This is a genomic window from Mesorhizobium sanjuanii (assembly GCF_002529485.1).
Classification (GTDB): Bacteria; Pseudomonadota; Alphaproteobacteria; order Rhizobiales; family Rhizobiaceae; genus Mesorhizobium; species Mesorhizobium sanjuanii.
Map to the genome: position 1 here is coordinate 1 of NZ_NWQG01000219.1, position 22634 is coordinate 22634.

General features: G+C 61.5%; 14 protein-coding genes. 11 read left to right on the forward strand and 3 right to left on the reverse strand.

The window, feature by feature from the left end; genetic code table 11:
- The coding region (locus CN311_RS27215; protein ID WP_097576729.1) for a DUF6484 domain-containing protein at positions 1-370 on the reverse strand (370 nt) is incomplete at its 3' end.
- A gap of 9 nt (positions 371-379) precedes the next feature.
- Positions 380-2710, reverse strand: coding sequence for a type VI secretion system Vgr family protein (locus CN311_RS27220; RefSeq protein WP_097576730.1), 2331 nt, complete (start codon positions 2708-2710; stop codon positions 380-382).
- A 254-nt stretch (positions 2711-2964) separates the two neighbouring features.
- Here CN311_RS27220 and tagH point away from each other — a divergent pair, with 254 nt between their 5' ends.
- The 8 genes from tagH to CN311_RS27260 all read left to right on the forward strand — a co-directional run bounded on the left by tagH (position 2965) and on the right by CN311_RS27260 (position 17641).
- Entirely contained in the window at positions 2965-4053 is a 1089-nt protein-coding gene (tagH, locus tag CN311_RS27225) for a type VI secretion system-associated FHA domain protein TagH (protein ID WP_097576731.1), read from the forward strand.
- 312 nt (positions 4054-4365) lie between these two features.
- On the forward strand, positions 4366-5883 hold the full coding sequence (tssL, locus tag CN311_RS27230; protein WP_097576732.1) for a type VI secretion system protein TssL, long form: 1518 nt from the start codon (positions 4366-4368) through the stop codon (positions 5881-5883).
- A gap of 22 nt (positions 5884-5905) precedes the next feature.
- Entirely contained in the window at positions 5906-9457 is a 3552-nt protein-coding gene (gene tssM, locus CN311_RS27235; RefSeq protein ID WP_097576733.1) for a type VI secretion system membrane subunit TssM, read from the forward strand.
- A gap of 159 nt (positions 9458-9616) precedes the next feature.
- Positions 9617-10390 (forward strand): PP2C family protein-serine/threonine phosphatase, encoded by a 774-nt coding sequence (locus tag CN311_RS27240; RefSeq protein WP_097576734.1) that lies wholly within the window; start codon positions 9617-9619, stop codon positions 10388-10390.
- Positions 10387-12957, forward strand: a complete 2571-nt coding sequence (locus CN311_RS27245; protein WP_097576735.1) for a serine/threonine-protein kinase — start codon at positions 10387-10389, stop codon at positions 12955-12957. The genes CN311_RS27240 and CN311_RS27245 overlap by 4 nt, the downstream gene beginning before the upstream one ends.
- Positions 12958-13058: 101 nt before the next feature.
- Complete coding sequence (locus CN311_RS27250) at positions 13059-13454, forward strand: DUF1036 domain-containing protein (protein ID WP_097576736.1); 396 nt, start codon at positions 13059-13061, stop codon at positions 13452-13454.
- Positions 13451-15775 (forward strand): M23 family metallopeptidase, encoded by a 2325-nt coding sequence (locus tag CN311_RS27255; RefSeq protein WP_097576737.1) that lies wholly within the window; start codon positions 13451-13453, stop codon positions 15773-15775. The genes CN311_RS27250 and CN311_RS27255 overlap by 4 nt, the downstream gene beginning before the upstream one ends.
- Positions 15776-15988: 213 nt before the next feature.
- Positions 15989-17641, forward strand: a complete 1653-nt coding sequence (locus CN311_RS27260; RefSeq protein ID WP_097576738.1) for a caspase family protein — start codon at positions 15989-15991, stop codon at positions 17639-17641.
- A 45-nt stretch (positions 17642-17686) separates the two neighbouring features.
- Here the strand turns inward: CN311_RS27260 and CN311_RS27265 are convergent, their stop codons facing one another.
- Positions 17687-18217: an OmpA family protein gene (locus CN311_RS27265; RefSeq protein ID WP_097576739.1), complete on the reverse strand. Its 531-nt coding sequence runs from the start codon at positions 18215-18217 to the stop codon at positions 17687-17689.
- Positions 18218-18405: 188 nt separating this feature from the next.
- Here CN311_RS27265 and CN311_RS27270 point away from each other — a divergent pair, with 188 nt between their 5' ends.
- From CN311_RS27270 to CN311_RS27280, 3 genes are all read left to right on the forward strand, one after another.
- Positions 18406-18978 (forward strand): DUF6931 family protein, encoded by a 573-nt coding sequence (locus CN311_RS27270; protein WP_208866585.1) that lies wholly within the window; start codon positions 18406-18408, stop codon positions 18976-18978.
- Between the two features lie 483 nt (positions 18979-19461).
- A complete protein-coding gene (locus CN311_RS27275; protein ID WP_097576743.1) occupies positions 19462-20904 on the forward strand; it encodes a DUF1254 domain-containing protein in 1443 nt (480 codons plus the stop codon).
- Positions 20905-21065: 161 nt separating this feature from the next.
- On the forward strand, positions 21066-22196 hold the full coding sequence (locus CN311_RS27280; RefSeq protein WP_097576741.1) for an IS110 family RNA-guided transposase: 1131 nt from the start codon (positions 21066-21068) through the stop codon (positions 22194-22196).
- Positions 22197-22634: the final 438 nt, after the last annotated feature.

Below are 22634 nucleotides of genomic sequence, written 5' to 3' on the forward strand. Positions count from 1 at the left end.
CAAAGGTGCCACGAATGGTGATGCGGCCGTCTTTTTGCATGAGGATCGTTGCCTTGCCGCAGCGCAGTTCGATGCGCTCTTCGCCGATGATGCGAACGCACTCGCCGTCGCGCACGAGGCGCATTGCGGCGGTTTTGCGGACCGGCTCGACGATGCGGCCGACGATCAGAGGCCTCATGGTGTCGCCCTCTTGAAACAGCAAAGCCACTTCGGAGCCGATCATATCGGATGTCAGGTCGGTCAGGCTGCGCGCCGGCAAGGCTGTCTCTTCCGGGTTGCCGGGAAATACCACCAGTGGCGACGCGTCGTCGTCGAAACCGAGAAAAATGCCGATCACCACACCGTCAATGCGTTCGCGAACGTCGCTCATCGCTGCACCTCAATTCTCGCTGATCTTCGAGCCCTTCATCGTGATGTCGCTCGACGCCTTGATGCTGATCTTGCCCGACGCTTTGACCGAAATATCCTTGCCCTCGATGCCGATCGTGCCGTCTTTCTTCATCATGATCTTGGCCGAGCCGCATTGGATCAGGATCTCGTCGCCTGCGTCGATCACCAGCTTCTTGCCTACCTTGATCGAGCTATCCTGGCTAATGCTGATCCCACTATCCTTTGCGACGCTCAGCGAATGAGCACCGCCGATACTTGTGGAATCGTCGGCCGCGACGCTGGCGCTGCGCGCTGCGCCAACGCTGAAAGTCTGGGCGCTGCCAACGGTGACGCTCTGGTCGGCCGCGACGTTGACCGTTTGCCCCGCACCGATCGCCCAGCTGTCAGCGGCGGCGATGTTGTGGGACTGTGCCGCGCCCACCGTCACCGAGCGCGAGGCGCCAATAGTGTTGGTCTGCACCGCACCAACGCTTCGGGTTTCCGCGGCGCCCACTGAATCCACGCGCGCGGCGCCAACCGTAATGGTCTGGATCAGCGCCACGGTCTGGGTGTGATTGGCACCGATCGTTTCGGTGGAGTTCGACCCAATGTTGATCGTCTCATCGACGCCCACCGTCAGTGATCGGTTCTTGCCCACCGTCTCGGTATCGTTGTTGCCGATATCCGTGGTCTGGTCGACGCCGACCTTGACCGTCTTGTTGTTGCCGACGTCCTCGTCGAGGTTGTGGCCGACGGAGTGCTTGGCGTCGTGGTCTATCCGGTCGGACTGGTCGTGCTGGACCAGCTTGGTGCGGTCGTTCTTGATCAGAAGGTTGTGGTCCTTCTGCGCCTGGAAGTTGACCAATTCGGAGCCGGCCTTGTCCTCGAACATCAGCTCGTTGTAACCACCGCCGCCTTTGGAGGAGTCCGACTTCCAGCCGGATTGGGTGGCGCTGCCCGGCAACCCGTAGGGCGGCATCTGCGAGGCGTTGTAGACCCTGCCGGTGATGATCGGCAGATCCGGGTCGCCTTCGATGAAATCGATGATGACCTCCTGGCCGATGCGCGGTATCTGGATGAAGCCCCAGCCGCTGCCGGCCCAGGTCTGCGAGACGCGCACGAAACAGGAGCTGTTCTGGTCCTTCTTGCCAAGACGGTCCCAGTGGAACTGCACCTTCACCCGGGCGTATTTGTCGGTGAAGATCTCCTCGCCGGAGGGACCGACCACCGTTGCCGTCTGGGGCCCGCGCATGATCGGCCGGGGCGTGATCCGTGGCGGACGATATGGCAAGGCTGTCGGCGCCACACCCAGGATCACCTTGAAGTTCTCGCTGCCGACGTCGGCAAGGGCCCTGTAGCCCGGATCGAACAGCCGGTATTCGGCGCTGACCACCAGGTACTCCTGGTTCTGGTCCTCGCGCGGGAAGCCGTCCAGCTTGAACGTGCAGCCCGAATATAGCCCGCGCACGGTTCCAACGGCAGCGATGCGCTGATGCACGGCCTGGAGTTCCTCGCGCCGGATCGCGGCCAGGCTGTCGCCCCGGCCCACCTCGAGATGCGCGCCGGGCTGGCGATAGTTCTCGCCTGCCGCCAGCTTATGGCCGAACGGCTGGGCGGATTTGGCCATCAGGTCGGCGCCCGGCTTCTTGAAGTCATAGTCGGTATGGACATAGGCGCCCGGCCGCACCGAACTGCCCGGAATCCATTCGGTTATATACTCGACATCGCGCCGCGAGCCCTGCCCTTCAAAGTGATAAGGCACCTTTTCATAGCCCGGCGCCGGCTTCAGCTTGCTCATCGCATCGGCGAGCACAAGGGTGTGCTTGTCCTCGTCATGTTCGAAGAAATACAGGATGCCTTCGTGCTCGAGCAACCGCTGCACGAAATCGAGGTCGGTCTCGTCGTACTGCACGCAGTATTCGCGCGGCGGATAAGACCCTTGCAGGCGCTTCTCGAATTTTGCCGTGCTGTATTTCGAGAAAACCTCCTCGACGATCTCGATGACGCTCATGTTCTGGAAAATGCGGCAGTCGGTCGTGTTGCCGAGGAACCAGAGCCATGGCCTGATGACCGCTTCGTAATATGCCAGCCTGTCCTCGATCCGGGTCAGCCGAAATTCCGAGATCAGGCCGCTGAACCAGCGTTTCGGATCGGATTCACCTTCGATCGAAACAGCCCCGCCCAGCATCTTGAGCGGGTCGATATCGGGGCTGTTACTCACGAACCCGACAGTATAGGCCAAACAACGACTGATCTCGTCGCGCCCGACAAGATGGGTGAAGGTCAACAACTCGGCGCCCACTGGTGTCTGCACAACCGTGGCGCGTTGTTCGTTCGGCATGGGTCGTGCCCCTCCTGGACGCGGCCGCCAGTGTGGCGGATTTGAAGTTCCTGCTATGTGATCAACATCACCTTCAGGAACGCCACACTAGGTCATTTTGAGCCTACCACAGGTTTTCCTGCCGACCAAAAAAAGAACGAACGGCAGCTGAACCCTGCCTTATCGATTTCATCGACTTGAAACGCTGCTGTCCTGTTATACTTGCAAGCTGCTAGAATGGTGGCGTATCGATCGGCGATCGACGGCGATTTTAGATGTTCATCAGGCTGCAGATCAACAATGTCGACGCCCTGCCCGCTGGCCTCCCGACCGGCTATGCAGCCCGTGATCGCGGCTTCGAAATCGGACGCGAGGCTTGTGACTGGACTTTGTCCGACCCGGACAAGTTCATCTCCGGCCGGCACTGCGAGGTTAGGTTCGACGCGGGCGCGTTCTGGCTGTACGATGTCTCGCGCAATGGAACCTTCGTCAACGGATCGAGCCAGCGCATGGCCGGCCCGCATCGGCTCGGTCATGGCGACCGGCTGCTGATCGGCCGTTACGTCATCTTCGTATCGATTGACGACGAGCGCGCGGCGACAGGCCAAACTCAAGGCAATCGCGGTTCGACGCAACGGGAAATGCCGGTCGCCACCGGCCGGCCGCTGGACTTTGGCAACGAGCCTTTCTTCAGTCCGGCGGAGCAGCGGCCCGGGCAGCAGGCGTCAGCGTCGACGTCTTCCTTGCTGCAGCCCACTCCTTCGCCCTCGGCCGGGTCCGCACCTCGCCGCTCTGACTCAGACGAGATGCTGCGGGAAATCGCGATCGGAGCCGGCATCTCCCCGGAATTGCTTCAATCTCGTGATCCCCATGAAGTTGCTGCCGAAATCGGCGCGGTGCTGCGGACGGTGGTCGAGGAACTGGCCTTGCTGCTGAAAGCACGGGCGGCTGCGAAGATACTGGCCAAGAGCACACACCGCACGATGATAAGTGCTGAGGACAACAATCCCCTAAAATTCGTCCCGGGAACCGACGATATCCTTGAGATCATGTTCGCACGGCGCAGAGCCGGCTATCTCGATGCCAGACACAGCATCGAAGACGCATTCCGCGATCTCAAGACGCACGAATTTGCCACCTATGCAGCCATGCAAGCTGCTCTGTCCCGGCTGCTTGACGACTTGTCGCCCGAGGCGATCGGCAAAAAGCTTCCGCCGACCTCGTTCAGCTCGAAGAAAGGCCTGGCCTGGGACGCCTTTGTCGCCAAATGGCGGACCATGGAGGAAGCCCACGAAAACGGCATGCTGGATATATTCCTGTCCTATTTCAGCGAGGCCTATGCCAAGGCCGACAAACAAAAATAGACCGGTGAGACCGAACCAGACGGACGTGCGGCGCTGGAGATGGCGAAGAAAAATCCTTTCGCAGCACCGCTTTAGGTTTCAATCGACAGCTTCTGAGATTACGATCACATACGACAGTTCGCCAGCGGGTAAGGCTGATTGACCTAGGGGTCTGCGGCAAATGTCATGTTACGGCGGGATAGTGTTTTGTAGCCGACCTTCTTCCAGACACTGCCTTCGTCAGCAGCGCCTGCATTTCCTGCCCATGACCAGAAACCGTTTTGCGCCCATCTGGCGCAAACCCGGGCATCGCGGCTTGACGGAAGATCTGCAATGAGCTCGAAGGACAATCCTTTCGGCCCGGCGGGCAAAACCGTCATTCGCGCAAATCCACGGCGCGAGCAAAAATCGGCGCCAGCTGCTCAGGGGCCTGTTCCTGGCAGCGGGCAGCGCGATCCGCAGCCGGTCAAGGATTCAACGATTTTCGATCCGGGTGTCGGCCGGCATACGCCCCCGGGCTGGACATCCGGAACTGTCATCTATCAAGGCGCATCCTCCAATGCCGCGATGGCAACCAACTCTTCCGCGGCGACGCCAGCCATGCAGCAGGATGTCCTGCTCAACGCCACGGACAGCGTCAGATATTTTGCTGGAAACCCGATCCTCGCCGCGGCCGCGCCCTTGCTGGTGCTGTTCGGCCAGCTCAGGCTTTTGCCAGTCGAAAGACAGGCGGAGCCGTTGGCGGAGCATGTTGCCGATGAGCTTGAAAAGTTCGACCGGACCATGGAAAAAACCGGCGTTCCTGAAGAGGATGCCCGGATCGCAAAATTCGCCCTTTGCGAAACCGCTGACGATCTGATCGGCAACCTGCCCTGGCCCAGGAGTGATGACTGGGCCCAGCACAGCATGGTGTCGCGGTTCTTCCACGTCGAACCCACCGGCACGGGCTTCTTCGAAGCGCTGAACAAGGTGCTGACCACCCCGGAGGCACATTACGATTTGCTCGAATTGATGCATGCCTGCCTGTCATTGGGGTTCGAAGGCCAGTATCGGGGCCTGGCGGGCGATGACACCGGTCTCGAACGTGTCCGACGCGACGTCTATGACACGCTCCGCTACTTCAGGGCTCGCGCCGACGAAGAGGTGTCACCGCACTGGCAGGGCATGGCGGCGGCAATGGCGAAATCGTCGGCCCGGTTGCCGCTCTGGGTCGTTGCGGCTGCTGCATCGGCGCTGCTCACAGCGGCATTCTTCACGTTGCGGGTCTCCATCACCAACGAGGGCGATGCCGCTGCCGGCGAACTGCTGGCCCTCAATCCGTCGACGCCGGTCACCATCGAACGCGCCAGCGTGGCGCCGTTGGCCGAGCCGGTGAAAGTCGCCCCGCCTGTCGCAGCGACCGCCACCCAGATCGATCGCATCCGTGCCGCACTGGCCAAGGATATCGCGCGCGGTGGGCTGATCGTCGGCACGCAAGGCAGGTTCATCGTCGTGGAGATCAACAATCTCTTGTTGTTCCAGTCCGGCAGGGCCGAGGTAAAGCCGGAATTCGGGCCGGTAGCCGCGGACATTGCCGCCGCGCTGGACCGCGAGCCCGGACCGATCAGGATCGTCGGCCATACGGACAATGTGAAACCGCGAAAATCGAGCGCGTTCAAATCCAACTTCGACCTTTCCATCGCCCGGGCGCAGGCTGTCGAAGGGATGATGGCGCCGCGATTCAGCGATCCTTCGCGGATCACGGTCGAGGGCAAGGGCGACGACGAGCCGATCGCCGACAATGCGACTCCGGAAGGCCGCGCCCAGAATCGCCGTGTCGACGTGATGATCCCCAAGGAGGAGACGTTGTGAACACGGCCAGCTGGAAGCGCCCATGACGCGTTGGCTGCTGCGGATATTCAGCGTCATTGCGCTGGCCGGTTTCGCGGCAGCCGTCTGGTTTGCCGGGCCACTGATCCGCTTTGACGACACCCGCCCGCTCGGCCCTGTCTGGCTGCGTGCCACGATCATCGGCGTCATCCTGGCGATCGCAGCGCTCTTCTACGGCCTCCGTTTCTGGCAAATGCGAAAGGCGCAGAAAGCGCTCGAGGCGGTAATCGTCAGCAACGACGACAGGGATGGCGACTCGCAGGTGCTCGAGGCCCGCATGACCGCGGCCATTGCGACGCTGAAGCGGTCGAGCGGCAAGCGCAACTTCCTCTATGAGATCCCCTGGTACATCATCATCGGGCCGCCTGGTGCCGGCAAGACGACGGCGCTGGTCAATTCGGGCCTGAAATTTCCGCTTGCCGGGTCGGGTGACGCCCTGCCGGTGGCCGGTATTGGCGGTACACGATCCTGCGACTGGTGGTTCACCGACGAGGCGGTGCTGATCGACACCGCCGGACGCTACACAACGCAGGATTCGCACGCGCCGAGCGACAAGAAGAGCTGGCTTGCCTTTTTGTCGCTGCTCAAGAAATACCGCGCCAGGCAACCGATAAACGGCGTTATCCTGGCCATCAGCCTTGCCGACCTCATCAGTCTCGATGATCAGCAATTGAACGCCCATATCGTCGAGATACGCAGCCGGCTGCGGGAAACATACGAAACGCTGAAAGTCCAGTTTCCGGTCTACCTGCTTTTCACCAAGGCCGATCTTGTCTCCGGCTTCATGGATTATTTCGGCGGGTTCGACGAACCGCGCCGACGCAAGGTCTGGGGCGCGACATTCCAGACCACGGATCGCAACAAGAACATGGTCGGCGAGGCTCCGGCCGAGTTCGAGGCATTGGCAAAATGGCTGGCGCAGGAGATACCCGACCGGCTGGAGGAGGAGGCTGATCCGGTCGCGCGCATATCCATCTTTGGCTTTCCGGCGCAATTTGGCGCGCTGAAGGGACGGATCGCCACTTTCGTCGCCAGCCTGTTCGATCCGGCCCGCAGCCAGGTGAATGTCAGCCTGCGGGGATTTTATTTTTCGTCAGGCACGCAGGAAGGAACACCGATCGACCAGGTGCTGGGCGCAATCGGCCGCAGTTTCGGCAGCAATTCCAGAGCCCATCTGTCCGGCACCGGCAAGAGCTTCTTTTTGCACGACCTTCTCACCCGCGTCATTTTTGCGGAGGCCGGGTGGGTTTCATACGACAAATCAGCTGAAAGGCGTGCGGCGATCGCCAGATATGGCGGCCTTGGCTTAATCGCATTGATCTCAGCGGTAGCACTGGGCGCCATGGCCATGAGCTTTACAACCAACAGGTCCCTGATCGCCGCCACCACGCAAGCGATGAACCAGTATCGCGAAACAGCGGCCCCGCTGCTCAAAAGTACGACGGTCACCGATGTCGATCTCGAAAACGTCATTGGCCCGCTCGACCAGTTGCGCAATCTGCCGGCAGGGTTCGAAATCGGTGATTTGCCGACACCTATCGAGGAGACGTTCGGCCTCAGCCAGCGGGAGAGACTTCTTTCAGCATCCAACACGGCATACCGGCAAGCGCTGGAGCGCACATTCCGCGCGCGGCTATTGATCCAGGCCGAGCGGACGATCCAGGCCAAGATGGCTGATCCCGCCGCGCTCTATGAACCGTTGAAAATCTATCTGATGCTTGGCGGCAAGGCGCCGAAGGTCGACGACGCTTTGATCGTTTCCTGGATGAAACAGGATTGGGAGCAGAACCGGTATCCGGGCGAAAACAACCGCGAGGGTCGGGCGCAACTCGAAAAGCATCTGCGCGCCATGCTGGCACTGGACGATGCCTATGATCCGGTTTTCGAACTCAACCGACCGCTTGTCGAATCCGCCCAGCGCTCGCTCGGGCGCATGAGCCTGGCCGATCGCGCCTCCGCATTGATCAAGTCAGCTGCATACGCAGCGGCGCTGGACGATTTTTCTGTTTCCGCGAAAGGTGGCCCGGAAGCGCAGTTGCTGTTCGAGCGCATCGACGGCAGCGATCTGAATGATGTTGGTGTTCCCGGCATCTACACCCATGCCGGCTTCAACGACTTCTACCTCGGGCAACTCTCTGGGATCGCGCAGATGCTGGTCGACGATCAATGGGTCCTCGGCGGTGGCGGCGAGCAAGGCGGCATCGATCAGGCGCTGCTCAAGCTCGGTCCAGAACTTCTCGATCGCTACGGGAAGGAGTTCACCGCGGCGTGGAACGCCGTTCTCGATGAATTGAGGTTCAAGGCGATGCTGAAGGACAAGCCGCACTATATCGCGCTTTCCGCCGCCGCGTCACCAACATCGCCGATCGACCAGCTTTTTACGGCGATAGCCGACGAGACAGCTCTGACGCAGGAAGCCGGACGCAGCAGAGCCTCCGAACTGGAATCCGGTGTGGTTCAGAACCAGCCGCAGACGTCTGCAGATATCGCCAAGGGTTTGGCGCGCATCGGCATACAGATTGCCACAGGCAAATCGCAAAGCCGCGCCGGCGCAGGGTCCTCGATCACACAGCATCCCGGAGCAAATATCGAAGCGCAGTTCAGGTCATTCCAGACGCTGGTGAACGGTCCTGCCGGACGCCGCCCGATCGATGCATTGACCCAGAATTTCCGTGACATCTACCAGAGCCTGCAACTGGCGGCCGATGTTCCTTCGCAGACGGAACGCGTCAACATGAACCTGCAGCTGCAGATATCCACCCTTCGCGCCAATATCTCGCGTCTGCCCAAGCAACTAGCGCGGATGGTCAACGCGACGGCCGACGAGTTTGAGGGCAACGTTGCCGAAACCTCGGTAGCGAATCTGAACCAGATGCTCGACCAGACCGTGACGCGCGCCTGCGAAGAGGCGGTCAACGGACATTATCCCTTCGCCGGCAATGGCACCGAGGACATCGCAATGGCGGATTTCTCGAAACTGTTCGCTCCGGGCGGCCTGATGGACCGGTTCTTCGCACAAAATCTCGCATCGCTGATCGACATGACCGGCCAGGACTGGAGTTGGAAACAGGATGCGCGCTTCGGGCGCGACCTTCCGAAGTCGACCTTGAAGGACTTCCAGCTTGCTGCCGAGATCCGCAACGCCTTCTTTCCCTCCGGTGGTTCTGTCCCATCGGTGAGTGTCACCTTTACGCCGGTTTCATTGCATGGCGATGCCGATGCGGCGATACTCGACGTTGATGGCCAGATCGTTCAAAGCAACCAGGTGGGCAATACGCCGAGCACGGTGGCTTGGCCGAGTGGCGGGACTTCGGCGTCCGCCAGCCTGAGCCTCATGCCGGAAATGCCAGGCCGTGAGTCCGCCATCAAGTTCGACGGTCCGTGGGCACTGAAGCGATTGCTGGACAAGGCTGATATCACCAGCACCGGCGGCAATACGGAAGCCCGCTTCGTGATCGGCGGACGCGATGTCGCCTATACGATCCAGACCGGTTCGGATCCCAACCCCCTCCTCCTTCCCGCGCTTTCCGGGTTCAGCTGCCCAAAGGCTTTTTGACATGGCCCTTGAGCTTTCCAGCATGGTGACGCCGCCCATGGGCAACAGACGCCCGGACGTTGATTTCGATACTCTAATATCCGCGCCTGTGGCAAACTGGCGCGAGCGAGCGCGGGAAAATGCGCCGCAAAGGACGCTTGCGAAGCGCTTGGTGGCAAATTGAACAATGTCGCCCTTCCCTTTGAAAGCTTCGGTGTCAGCCACAGAGGCTGTGTCCGCGAGCTCAATGAGGACAGCTACCTGGTCGAGCCGGAAACCGGCCTCTGGGTCGTGGCCGACGGAATGGGTGGACATGATGCCGGAGAAGTCGCCTCGGCCAGCATCGTCGATCATCTGGCAACGATCGGCATCGCAAGTTCGGCACCGGACCTTCGCGCGCGCTTCGAGGACCGGCTGAGCCGGGCCAATGCCGAGATCCGCGGGATATCGGAGTCTCGCGGCATAACCATAGGCTCCACCGTCGCTGCCCTGCTGGCGATGAATGGACGGTTTGCCTGCCTATGGGCCGGCGACAGCCGGGTCTATCTGATCCGCAACGGCTCGATCTCGCAGATTTCAAGGGACCATACCGAAGTTCAGGAACTTCTCGACAGGGGCATGATCAGCGCGGCCGAAGCGCTCACCTGGCCGCGCCGCAATGTCATCACACATGCGGTTGGTGTCAGCGACGAGATCGTCATCGATTTCCAGCAAGGCGAAATCATGCCGGGGGACATTTTCGTGTTGAGCACCGATGGGCTGACGGCACACGTCACCGACGCCGAGATCGAGGCGGCAGCGGTGTCCGCGACACCTCAGGCGGCATGCGAAAAACTGCTGCAAACGGTGCTGGCGCGCGGCGGAACGGACAATGTCACGATTGTGCTGGTGAAGATCGGAGACGGGAGCAACGGGTCCCATACTGATCCATCCGCGGAGGTTGGAGGCCGATGAGCGCCGACGACAAGACGCGAATATCGCCTGGCCTGGCCAACACCGCCGTCGGCACGCAACTCAGCGGCATCTACGAACTTGATGAGCGGATCGCGTCCGGCGGCATGGGTGAGGTCTACCGTGGCCACAACATCCAGACCGGCGACCACGTCGCGATCAAGATCGTCCTGCCCGAGTTCGCCCGCGACCAGACGATCCTGTCCCTGTTCCGCAAGGAAGCCTCGATCCTCAACCACCTGTCGCACGACGCGGTCGTCAGATATCACGTCTTCACGATCGATCCCGGGATCGCCCGGCCCTACCTTGCCATGGAATTCGTCGACGGCGAATCGCTGTTCGACGTCATGCGGCGTGGCGCGATGCGGACGGAAGACGTGCGCAAGCTCTGTCACCGCCTCGCATCCGGTTTGAGCGCCGTGCACCAGGCAGGAGCAATACACCGCGACCTCTCCCCGGATAACATTATCCTGCCAGGAGGCCGGGTCGACCGTGCAAAGATCATCGACTTCGGCATCGCGCGATCGGCAACCGTCGGCGGGGAGACCCTGATCGGCGGAAAGTTCGCAGGCAAGTACAGCTACGTTTCTCCCGAACAGCTCGGGCTGTTTGGCGGCGACGTCAGCGAGCAGTCCGACATCTACAGCCTGGGATTGGTGCTCGCCGCCGCACTGCGCGGAAAACCGATCGACATGGGCGGCTCCCAGTTCGAGATCGTTGAGAAGCGCCGAATCGTGCCGGACCTGTCCGACATCGATGCCGATTTTCGCGACATTATCGAAGCCATGCTGCAACCGGACCCGCGGGATCGGCCAGCCAGCATGGCGGACATCGCCAGGCTGACGCGTGACGACAGCGAGGAGACAACGCCTCCACCGTCCATCACACTCCGCGACCGAACTGGTTTGCCGAGAACCGGGGGGACCGTCACGCCCGGTTCCAAAGCCCCCGGGCAGGCCTTGCCCTCAGCAGCGATATCGGGGGAACAGCACTTCGTCCCGCATGTCCGGCCGGCGCATCTGTCCGAACCGCGGCCTTCGAAGGTCGCCCCTCCTTCGCGCGCGGTCACGCCTGACGCCTCCGGAAAGCCTGCAAAAACCCGAACCATCGCGATCGCTGGCTTGGCGGCGCTGGCTGTGGTGTCTGGCGCAGGCGTCTATCTGAGCGGCTTGATGACGCCTTCCACGCCGGTCGCCGGCGATACACCGCTTTTGACACCAGAAGCACCAAAGCCGGCCCCGGCGGACAGCGCTGCGAATCCGCCGGGCGATGAGCCGGCAAAGGCAGTTCCGCCTCAACCGTCACAAACAGAGGCCGCTGCGCCGCCAGTTGAAGATCGGGCAGATGCCGCGGCGGATCAAATACCGGAGCCGACGCAGCCCGCCGAAGTCTCCTCGCCAACCGGCAAAGCCCCCGAGCAGTCGGGAGCCGAGACGCAGTCGCCGGTTGAAATTCAGGCAGATGCCAAGGCGAAGGCTGAAGCCGAGGCAAAGGCTCAAGCCGCAGCGGAAGCGCGAGCCAAAGCGGAAGCACAGGCGAGGACTGAAGCCGAGGCCAGGGCCGAGGCGGCGAAAGCCGAAGAGGAGGAACGCCAGAAGATGGCAGAGGCGATGCGCATCGCTTCGGAAGAAAAGGCAAGGCTCGACGCCGAACGCCTGGCCGCCGCGGCCCAGACGCAAAAGGTCGAGCCCGCGCCTCAGCAGGCAACCTCGCCGCCAGCAGCCCAGCCCGAGGTCATGGAGCGCCAGAAGCCCGAGCAGCCGATCAGCCAGCCGGCAGAGCCCAAGGCGGCGCAAGGGCCGGAACCCACTGCAAACCAGACGGAAGCCGCGAACGCACCGGCGCAGCAAGCCGAACCGCCGGCAGCTAAGCCGCCGGACGAGGCCATCGCCTTGAACGTGCCCAGACCGGAGGCTCCGCCGGCCCCTCCCGTCGATGCGATGGCGCAACGGGTCGCCTGGGTGCGCGACTTCAGCGGCGGCGACTGTTTCTATGCGGCGTTGACGTCGGCTACCGACAAGGCTGCCGCGATCGAGGGATTTGGAACCGAGGTCCCGCCTTTCGAGCGAATGATGTACGACTTCCAGGCAAGATTCCAGGTCGAACCGGACATCAGCGTCCGCCTCATTGAACCGGCCCAATGCGAAGTCACCAACTTTCTGCGCATTCTGGACCGGACGGCGGCCGACAAGCCGCAGCTTGTCCTCGATCGGACGTCGGTGCAGAGCGGCTCGCCAGTCGGCGGCACGCTGGTGACGCATGGCGGCCTCATTTCCAGCGTGCTGCTGATCGACCACGAGGGCATGGCATTCAACCTCGACGATCGTATCGTGGTGCAATCGGACAAGGCCACTTTCAACATCCCGGCCAGTCTCGATCCCGCCGACAAGGCAGCCGGCAAACCCGTGCCGCAGATCATATTGGTCATCACAGGTCGACAGGATATTCAGGCTGCGGCGTTCTCCGGGCCAACGCCGGCCTCGGGGCTGCTGCCCAAAATCATCGAGGAAATCGAGACCAGCGGATCTGACTTCTCCGCGACGGCACAGTACTTCCGTCTCGGCGGGTAGCATGGACGCCCATGGACCTCCGCCGCTCGTGTTTTTCCTCCCTGCCTGCTGTCCCGCCCAAAAAGCGGCGTGACTTGGTTCGGGCGGTCAAACTTGCGGTCATGTCCGGTGCGGCGCTGCTGGCTCTCCTCCCGACCACCGAAGCGCGTGCCGAATTCACCGTCTGCAACCAGACACTCGACGTGGTCAATCTCGCCGTTGGCCAGAAGGTCGATAATGCGGACCAGACGGACGGCTGGTGGACCATTGGCGCAAATCAATGCGTAAACGTCATCCGCGAGGAACTGGCGAACCGTTATATCTACATCTATGCGACGGACGTTTTTGGTCACGCGATCCTGACCGGGTCGACCGAAATGTGCATCGACCGGCGGCGCTTCTCGATACGTGGCATTGATGAATGCTGGCAGCGCGGCCGCATCGCCGCGCAATTTCTCGAAGTCGATACGCTCGAACAGGCGCGGTGGACCTTTTTCCTGACCGGAAGCAATCCGTGACGCACAGTATCGACACGAGCTTCAGGGCGAAGAAGCAGGCACGCGCTGCCCTTCGCAGGCGCAAGCTGTGGCGCAGGCTGCTTGCCGGTCTTGCCGCGATTGTCCTGTTGTCGATCGCCACCGGCTTTTACCTCACTGCGGACTATTGGTCGTTCGGCGATGAAGACGAGGAGTTGCAGGCGATCGAAGGAATGGACGATGTGCCGGCCGATGCATCGGTCTACGTGCCTGCCATTATCGACCTCGCGGGAGATCCGATGTGGATCACCCTTGCGCCCGACGGCGGCGCCGCAACAAAAGGCAGCGTGATCCCGCGCCCGGCAGAACTCGACCAGGCCGGAGTTTCTCCCCAGCTGGAAATTCTGTCTGACGTGATGCTGAGCGCCAGCGAAAAATTCATGACGACGATCCCGTCCACACAAGAAGATTTCGCGTTCTTCCAGGCGCAGCGACGGACCGCCGCGCCAACCAGCGATCCGCAAGACGCTCCTCAGCCATCCGTTTCAGGCGAGGCCCCGGTTGCTTCTGGCCCGCAGGCGGGCGCCGATGATCCCGAAGCAGGCTGGGGGGAAACAATTGATGCAGGCGAGGCAGCCCTTCCCGCATTCCAGAAGACCCAGATCGAAAACAACACAAGCGTCGCAATTGTCACGAGCGAATATCAACGATTCGAGGCTACCGAAGACATTTTCGTGAAGATTCTCAACGACCGCAGCTTGGACAGCGTTGCACTGGATGCGCATTTCTCCGCCGAGGATGCCAGGCTGGCGGGCGAGGCCCTGAAGACGCTTTTCGGTCGGGAAAGCCTTGAGCCGGGTTATGTCGTCGCCATGCGCGGGTACCGGCCGACGCGCGGGACGACAACCATGTCCCTGAAGCAGGTTTCGATCTACGCCAAGAACGTATTTATCGGTACGCTGACACGCAACGCCGCCGGTGTGTTTGTGTCTGGTGTTGACCCCTGGGTCCGTGAAGATCTGTTCCACTACTCGGGCGCACCGGCGGAAGGCACGCACAAGAGGCAGTACCGACTGCTCGACGCAATCTATTCGACGGCGGCACGCAACAAAGTTCCGACCGGTGTGATCGGCGAAGCGATCATGTATCTCTCCAGAGGACAGGATCTGGACGCCTTCGCCAGTGAAGACCAGCGTCTGGTCCTGATCTATTCGCAAACTCCGCGGGGCAAGGAAGAGACTGCCGGACGGGTGTTGTATGTGGGCGTCCAGGGCACCGAAAAAAGCCTCGACTGCTTCGTCTTCCAGCAGAGCGACGGCCAGTTTGCGTGCGTTAGCGGTGACGATCAGGTTCGCTCGCTGACGGTCACCAACGGCATGGTCACGCCGGTCAACGGGGTCATGACGTCCACCTTCGGTCCACGCAAACACCCGATCCTCGGAACCGTTCGGATCCACAAGGGTGTGGATTGGGCAGCACCCCTGGGTACGCCGATTGCAGCCGCCTTCGACGGCGAAATCGCCTTTCAGGGCGATGGAGGGGGTTACGGCAATCTGGTGAAGATCTCGCACGGAAACGGGAGCGAGACGCGCTATGCGCATATGCAGAGGTTCGCGATCAAGAACGCTGTCGGCACGAAGGTGAAGGCGGGCGACATCATTGGCTATATCGGCACCACCGGCCTTTCTACCGGGCCGCACCTGCATTTCGAACTCTACCGAAGTGGCGAGGCCGTCAATCCCCTGGGCACGGTTACCACAATCGCCACGGACGATTCGGCCGTCGAAACGCTGACCGACCGCATCGTTCATGTCGAAAGTGGCGGCCGCGCCCGCGCCAAGAATCCCAATTCTTCAGCCACCGGCGCCGGTCAGTTCATAACAAAGACCTGGATCAGGATGATGAACACATACCGTCCCGAGCTCGCGCGGACATTGTCGACCGCCGACCTGCTCGCCCTGCGCTACGACGCCACGATTTCGCGCGAGATGGTGAGCAATCTGGCGCGCGAAGGCGAGGCCTATCTTCGGGCGCGCGGCCACCAGATCACGGCCGGCCGGCTCTATCTCTGCCATTTCCTGGGAATGGAAGGCGCGCATCAGGTGTTGTCGGCGCCGGCTTCGGCGCAGTTGAGCGCCGTGCTCGGGTCGGCCGTCATTCAAGCCAATCCGTTTCTCACCGGCAAGACTGCCAGCTATGTCGTGAGTTGGGCCGAACGGAAAATGGGTCGGAAGCTGAGTCCGGGGACGACCCGTGTAGGCCAGCAGACAACGACGACGGAAGTCCGCCAGACATCGCCGGAGTTCGAAAAGTACAAGCAGGCAGTCACGGCCCTCATAAGTTCGATTCAGAATACCCTTTGAACCTGATTCTCGCAGCGTACGAGTTCCGGACCGTCAGTTGTTCTTGCTGCCAAGCATTATTGCAGCCAACTTTTTTCGGACCCTTTGTGAGCTAGAACTGTGGTCCAGATCACATACGCCCGAGAGCCATTTTGGCAGAAGCGACTATGTCGCTGATGAAATTGGCATGTGGAGACATCAGAAGTGCGCCCCGAGCGGGCGGAGGGCTGGTCCATGAAAGCATTCGCTGTCTTTGTGAGCGGGTTTATCCTGTTTATCATCGCCTCGGTTGGGGCGGTGGAGGCCGCCGCGCCTGAGGCCAAACGCGTGGCGCTGGTCATAGGCAACAGCAAATACGTCCATGCCGTTGCCTTGCCCAATCCCGCCAACGATGCGCACCTCATCGCATCCACCCTGCGCAATGCCGGCTTCCAGGTGATCGAGGGGGTCGATCAAGACAATGCAGGCATGCACAGCCTCATCAGCCGGTTTACCGAGCAATCCTACGACGCCGATCTCGCCGTCATCTTTTATGCCGGGCACGGCATGCAGGTCGACGGCAAGAATTTCCTGATTCCGGTCGACGCGGAGTTGACATCGCCCGCCTATCTCAAGACCCGCACCATTCAGATCGACGACTTCATGGCGGCGTTACCGCCCGAGCCGGCGGTTGGCGTCGTTATCCTCGATGCCTGCCGCGACAATCCACTGGCAAGGACCCTGGCGGCCGCGATGCCGAAGAGCCGCTCCACCTCGTTCGGCGCCGGCCTGGCGCCGGTTGAAGCAAAATCGGAGGGCGTTGGAACCGGCGGCATTCTGATTGCCTATGCAACGGATCCAGGCGCCATCGCTTTCGACGGCAACGGCGTCAACAGTCCCTATTCCACGGCGCTCGCCAGGCACCTGACCGAGCCCGGCGTTGAAATCCAGAGCGCGCTGACGCGTGTGCGCGGCCAGGTGACCGAAACGACGCAGGGCCGCCAGAGACCCTGGCACAACGCATCGCTGGGGCGCGAGGTCTTCATGGGACAATCCCAAGCGGTGCCTGCCGTAAAACCTGTCGCCGACGCATCCGGCGCCGCTGCGACCGCGACCCCCGCCCCCGTAGTCAGCGAGCCTCCTTCCTGGGAGGTCGAGCAGCGCCTGTGGGATGAAGCTTCGAAACGCAACTCCGTCCCGTTCTACGAAGCCTATCTCGACCAGTTTCCCAACGGCCGCTTCGCCACGGTGGCACGGCTGAACATCGACCAGCTGAAGGACCCGAAAGCCGAAAACCGGCAGGTCGCGGCGGTCGATGAGGACGAGGCGAATGCCAATTCCGGCTCGGCCGTTCGCACCTCCATTGGTGTTTCAGACGAGATGAAGCAGTCTCCGGGTACCGAGTCGACAGAAAGTGCGATCGGTCTCGATCGCGAGGGCCGAATCGATCTGCAATTGCGCATCGAAGCCTTGGGCAACGAACTCGGCCGTATCGACGGAAACATAGGTCCGCAGACCCGCCAGGCTATCGGCGTCTGGCAAGCGAAGAACGGTCTGCCGAGGACCAGTTTCTTGACACGCGAGCAACTGGCGTTCCTGATGATCCAGACCGATCCAATGATGGCTACGGTCCGCGCCAGACATGCCGCCGATCAGGCTCGTGCAGCGCAGCCGAAAAAGCAGGTGCAGAAGGCCCGCGCACAGAAGCCCGTGGCACAGAAAGCCCGGACACAAAAGCCGGTGGCGACACAGAGGCCCCGCACACAACAGCAGGTCGTGCAGAAAAAGCGCTACCGCGAGGTGGTTCGGCGGGACGCCCCACCACCACGAGACAACAACGACTTCCTGACCAAGGCGCTGATTTTCGGCACCGGCGTGGCAGTGGGCGGCGTGCTCAACAACAACTGACAAGCCTACGTTTCAAGCCTGTTCGACACCTGAGCAGGCGCACAGCTACTCAGTCCTTATCCGCATTTCCACCCGGCGATTGGCCGGATCGTAGGGGTCGGGGCTGCGTGGATGCGTTTCGCCCAGGCCGATTGCCTTGATGCGGGCAGCTTCGACGCCGTTGGACATCAGGAAGGCGGTCACCGATTGTGCTCTTCGTTCCGACAGCCCTTCATTATAGTGAGCCGAACCGGAAGCGTCAGTGTAGCCCTCCACGACAAAACTCAGCGTGCTCAGCCGGTTATCGTTGAGCGCCTTGGCGAACTCGCTGAGTTCGGCGCGCGCAGTCGTATCGAGTTCCGCGGAATCCAGGCCGAAATTGATCAGCATATCGAGGCTGGTTTTTTCGGCGGGCGCTTCCTTCTTCTTGCTCCTGCATTCGTCTTCGGTGCCGACACAAACCCCACGCGTCGGGCCGAGTTCGCTCGCCCCTTCAAAAAACTTCACGATGTCTTCTGATTTCTGAAGCGGATCGGCGGAAGCATGTGTCGAAAAAAGCGCGACCGCCAACACGAAGGCTGAACCCCACAACTTCACAACGGTACTCCTGTTTTGATCCGATTTCGCCGGCCCGGACTATACCAAATTGCGAAGCGACTGTCTGTCATAAACGTGGAGCAGTTGGGCGATCAACGGCGGTTGCCGCCTTGCCATGGACTGAGGCTTGACCCGCGCCCCGTCCAGCGCTTCAGTGCCATTGTTCCCCAAGTGAAAGCGTGGCGGCCATGGCCAATGAGCTTCGATTCAAAACGGCACGGGATCTTTTCATGGCCTGCCCCGCCGTTGCCGCGGACATGGTGGCATCTCCATCCGAACAGCCTTCAATCGAGTTTTGCCGCACCCTCCTTGCCGGACGGGTGCCCGAGGAGGCGATTACGTTCTGTGCCTATCTCCTTCCCGAGCGGGCTGCGGTCTGGTGGGCGCATGAGTGCCTGAGCCACCTGACCGATCTGCTCGACAGCGGGGATCATGAGTTGCTCGCCCTTGTTCACGACTGGGTCAGCCAACCCGATAGTCCTTACCATGGCGCGGAAGTAAGCCAGGCCGCGGCAATGCCGCCGACAACGCCGGCTGCCTGGATTGCCCTGGCCGCAGGATGGCACGGCAACGGTTCAGCTACGGAGGCGCCAGCGCTATCGGCCTTGCCGCCAGCCGGCCGGGCTGTGAGTGCGGGGGTTCTGGCCGGACTGGCACGTGTTGCGTTGGTGGACCGCTTTTCAGTTCTTTCCGCGTTTGTCGAAATGGGCATCCAGTTGGCGGAGACAGAGGCGCTGCGCCAATCAGCGGATGCGAATTAGGGGCAAGCATGAGAAGATCGGACAGGTCCCGGCCTGGACCGAGCCTTTCCGAACCGAGAATTCGGAGTCGCGACTTAGTCGACTGTGAACAATCTTGATCGCTAAGCGGCAAGCTGCTTCGGCCAGTTCAGGAACGCGGCCATCAAGAGCCACAAAAACGCCTTCAGCCACCTGAGCAGGAGGGAGAAGTTGTAACCGGCTGCGGCGGGAAGCCCCTGCGGCGATCTCAGAAACAGAGGGGTGCACTGCACCATGTCTTCGGAATGAACTGTCACCCATCTCTCGGGAAGGGTATCAATGTATTAAGCGAAATGGGCCAACTTCAAGGCTCGCTATAGGCACTCGGGATCCGTGAAGTCGCCCGGGCTCGAATTCACTGACTGAGCCGGAATGGGCAGAATCTGCCGTAGGATACTGTAAGTTACGTTCTCCTCTTCCGCATGATGCCGCAACATCAGCCCATCAGCGCCAATGGAGGGCATCATGAACATTTCACGTCGCACTGTATCGATCGGGGGCCTTGGCCTGCTTGCCGCAACTTCCAAAAGCCTGGAGGCAGGCGCCGCAGACGGCATTGTTTCGGACCTGATGGAAGGTTCGGACGAATTCGGCCTCGCCGTCGAGGCATACACCTATGGCTATCCTCTCGTCACCATGGAGATGACCCGTCGTATCATCACAAATGTCGTCGAGCCCAAGGGGACGAAAGGTCCGATGGGGCAACTTATCAAAGTCCGGGAATACCCGAACGCCCAGTTCCGGGACGTAACAGCCCCTAACGCCGATACGCTCTACACCACCGCGTTCTTCGATGTCGGCAAGGAGCCCTGGGTTGTCAGCCTGCCGGACTTGAATGACCGCTATGCCCTTTTCCCGATGCTCGACGGCTGGACGACGGTCTTCGATGTCCCGGGAAAACGGACCACTGGCACCGGCGCGCAGACATTCGCCGTCACCGGCCCGGGCTGGGAAGGCACGCTGCCGGAAGGCGTCAGGCAGTACAAGTCGCCGACCAGCATCGTCTGGCTACTCGGCCGCATTTACTGCACCGGCACGCCCGAGGATTATGCTGCGGTTCACAAAATCCAGGACGAGGTGAAACTCTATCCGTTAAGCGCTCACGGCAAGGACTGGACGCCGCCTGCCGGCAAGGTCGACCCGTCGATCGACATGAAGACCGCGGTGCGCGACCAGGTCAACAAGATGGACGCGGTCGAGTATTTTACGCTGCTCGCCGAACTTCTGAAGACCAATCCGCCGTCCGAGGCCGACGCGCCGATGGTGGAGAAGCTTGCTGAAATCGGCATCGTGCCGGGTCAGGACTTCGACAAGACGAAGTTCGATCCGGCCTTCGCCAAGCGCGTTCCTGAGATCGCCTTCGCCCGTATCATGCTGCATTTCAAGTTCAGCGGCGGCGACGTGCAGGATATTGACGGCTGGGGCTTCACTACCAAGACGGGTCTCTACGGTACCAACTACATCCAGCGTGCGCTCGTGACGGCCATCGGCCTTGGCGCCAACCGGCCACAGGATGCGATCTATCCGACGTCCATGAAGGCTGACAGCGGCCTGGTCAGGAGAGCCTACAACGGTTCGGAAAAATACGTATTATCCTTCAAGAAGGGCCTGACTCCGCCGGTTTCCGGTTTCTGGTCGCTGACCATGTATGACGCGGACTACTTTTTCGTCGAAAACCCGCTCAATCGTTATTCGATCAGCGCCCGCCAGCCGCTCAAGGCCAATGCGGACGGATCGATCGACCTTCTGATCCAGAACGAATCCCCGGGCGCCGACAAGGAATCCAATTGGCTGCCGGCGCCTAAGGGCAAGTTCGTGCTGATGATGCGGCTCTACTGGCCCAATGAGAGCAATCCATCGATCATCAACGGGACCTGGGTCATACCGCCCGTCAAGAAGGTGAGCTGAACGCCGCTTGCGACCAACGTTGGGGCGGCTGCTAAGGCCACCAGTTTGAACGCTAGACGTCATGTTCCAGGGCTGAGATCGGTGGCCCGCCCTTTCGTGCGATTAAGAGACGAGGGTTGCTCGGATGGGCCGAGCCGATCCTCCCGCACGGAGGGCGAGCCATGGGAGAGTATAGCGAAGCGTTTGTCGCGTTTGATGTAGCCAAGAAGAAGCATGCGGTGGCGATCGCGGAGGGCGGCCGCACCGGCGAGGTCCGGTTTGTCGGCGAGGTCGAAAATAGTCCTGCAGCGTTCGAAAATAGTCCTGCAGCGATAGAGCGGACGATCAAGAAGCTGGGAAAGAAGTATGATCGACTGCACGTCTGCTTCGAGGCCGGGCCGACGGGTTACGGGTTGTGCCGGCAGGTTCGCGATCTTGGTCACGACTGCATGGTGGTTGCGCCGGCCCTGATCCCGAAGCGGTCGGGCGAGCGGATCAAGACGAACCGACGGGACGCGGTCACGCTGGCGCGGCTGCATCGGGCGGGCGAGCTGACTGGAGTGTGGGTGCCGGACGTCGTCCATGAGGCTGTCCGCGATCTGGTTCGGGCTCGGGAAACTGCAGGCGACGATCTGCGCCGTAAACGCCAGCAACTGCTCTCCTTCCTTCTGCGCCATGGCCGGATCTACGAGGGCGGCGGTCATTGGACATTGGCGCACCGGCGCTGGCTTGCCCGCCAGAGCTTCGAGCATATGGCGCAGCAGATTGTCTTCCAGGAGAAGATCGACGCGATCGAGGACGCCGCTCAGCGGCTACGCCGCCTGGACGAGCAGTTGCGCACCATCGTGCCGACCTGGTCCATGGCACGGGTCGTCGAGGCCTATCAGGCGATGCGCGGCGCCTCGTTCCTGGTCGCAGTGATCTTCGCCGCCGAGATCGGGGATGTGCGCCGCTTCGATACGCCGCCGCAGTTGATGGCCTTCCTCGGCCTGGTTCCGGGAGAGCGCTCGACGGGCGATACGGTCCGCCGGTCGAGCCTTACGCTCGCCGGCAATCGACGCGCCCGCCGCGCCTTGGTCGAAGCGGCTTGGACTTACCGCTACCCCGCCAGGGTCAGCGAAGCGCTGAGGCTCCGGCTCGAGGGTCTGCCGAAGGCTGTCCGCGACATTGCCTGGAAGGCGCAAATCAGGCTCTGCACTCGCTATCGCCGCCTGAACGCCGCCGGCAAGAAGCCACCAGCGGTCGTGGCCGCGATCGCACGCGAGATGGCCGCCTTCTTGTGGGCTATCGGTCGGGAGGTCGCACCGTCATAGACAGGTCTCGACCCGACCCGCTGCACAGCGTTGGGGGTGGGGCCACGGTGGGGAACTCCCGTCGCTAGTTATGTGGCCGAGCCAACCCGCTCGACGCCCGCCCTCTAGACAGAGGACAGCCCCGAGACGAAGACACGGAAGGCGGTATCCAACCCGCGGATGAGAGTCTGATCAACCGTCGTCTCTGAACTCCACCCCCAGCCCTGTGCAGCTTCAGCCGATCCAACTGCTTCGCCCACGCCGAGCAGACCATCCGTCTTGCGCTCAGCCTTGACAGGGAACATGAGAGACTAGCGGATGTTGCTGGCGCAACATGCACTCGAGAACGGGCATCCTCCAGCCGCCTGTGGCGCTACGCGCGTATTCGTCAAAGCGAAATGGAAACTGGCTCGACCGCTCCCAACGGTGTTCGCTTCCGGTTGCCACTTAATGTTCACC

Bases quoted from the DNA above. Each gene is read 5' to 3' on its own strand.
- tssM (WP_097576733.1), top strand. From the start codon at position 5,906: ATGACGCGTTGGCTGCTGCGGATATTCAGCGTCATTGCGCTGGCCGGT.
- tssL (WP_097576732.1), top strand. From the start codon at position 4,366: ATGAGCTCGAAGGACAATCCTTTCGGCCCGGCGGGCAAAACCGTCATT.
- CN311_RS27220 (WP_097576730.1), bottom strand. From the start codon at position 2,710: ATGCCGAACGAACAACGCGCCACGGTTGTGCAGACACCAGTGGGCGCC.
- CN311_RS27275 (WP_097576743.1), top strand. From the start codon at position 19,462: ATGAACATTTCACGTCGCACTGTATCGATCGGGGGCCTTGGCCTGCTT.
- CN311_RS27270 (WP_208866585.1), top strand. From the start codon at position 18,406: ATGGCCAATGAGCTTCGATTCAAAACGGCACGGGATCTTTTCATGGCC.
- CN311_RS27250 (WP_097576736.1), top strand. From the start codon at position 13,059: ATGTCCGGTGCGGCGCTGCTGGCTCTCCTCCCGACCACCGAAGCGCGT.
- CN311_RS27260 (WP_097576738.1), top strand. From the start codon at position 15,989: ATGAAAGCATTCGCTGTCTTTGTGAGCGGGTTTATCCTGTTTATCATC.
- CN311_RS27280 (WP_097576741.1), top strand. From the start codon at position 21,066: ATGGGAGAGTATAGCGAAGCGTTTGTCGCGTTTGATGTAGCCAAGAAG.
- tagH (WP_097576731.1), top strand. From the start codon at position 2,965: ATGTTCATCAGGCTGCAGATCAACAATGTCGACGCCCTGCCCGCTGGC.
- CN311_RS27245 (WP_097576735.1), top strand. From the start codon at position 10,387: ATGAGCGCCGACGACAAGACGCGAATATCGCCTGGCCTGGCCAACACC.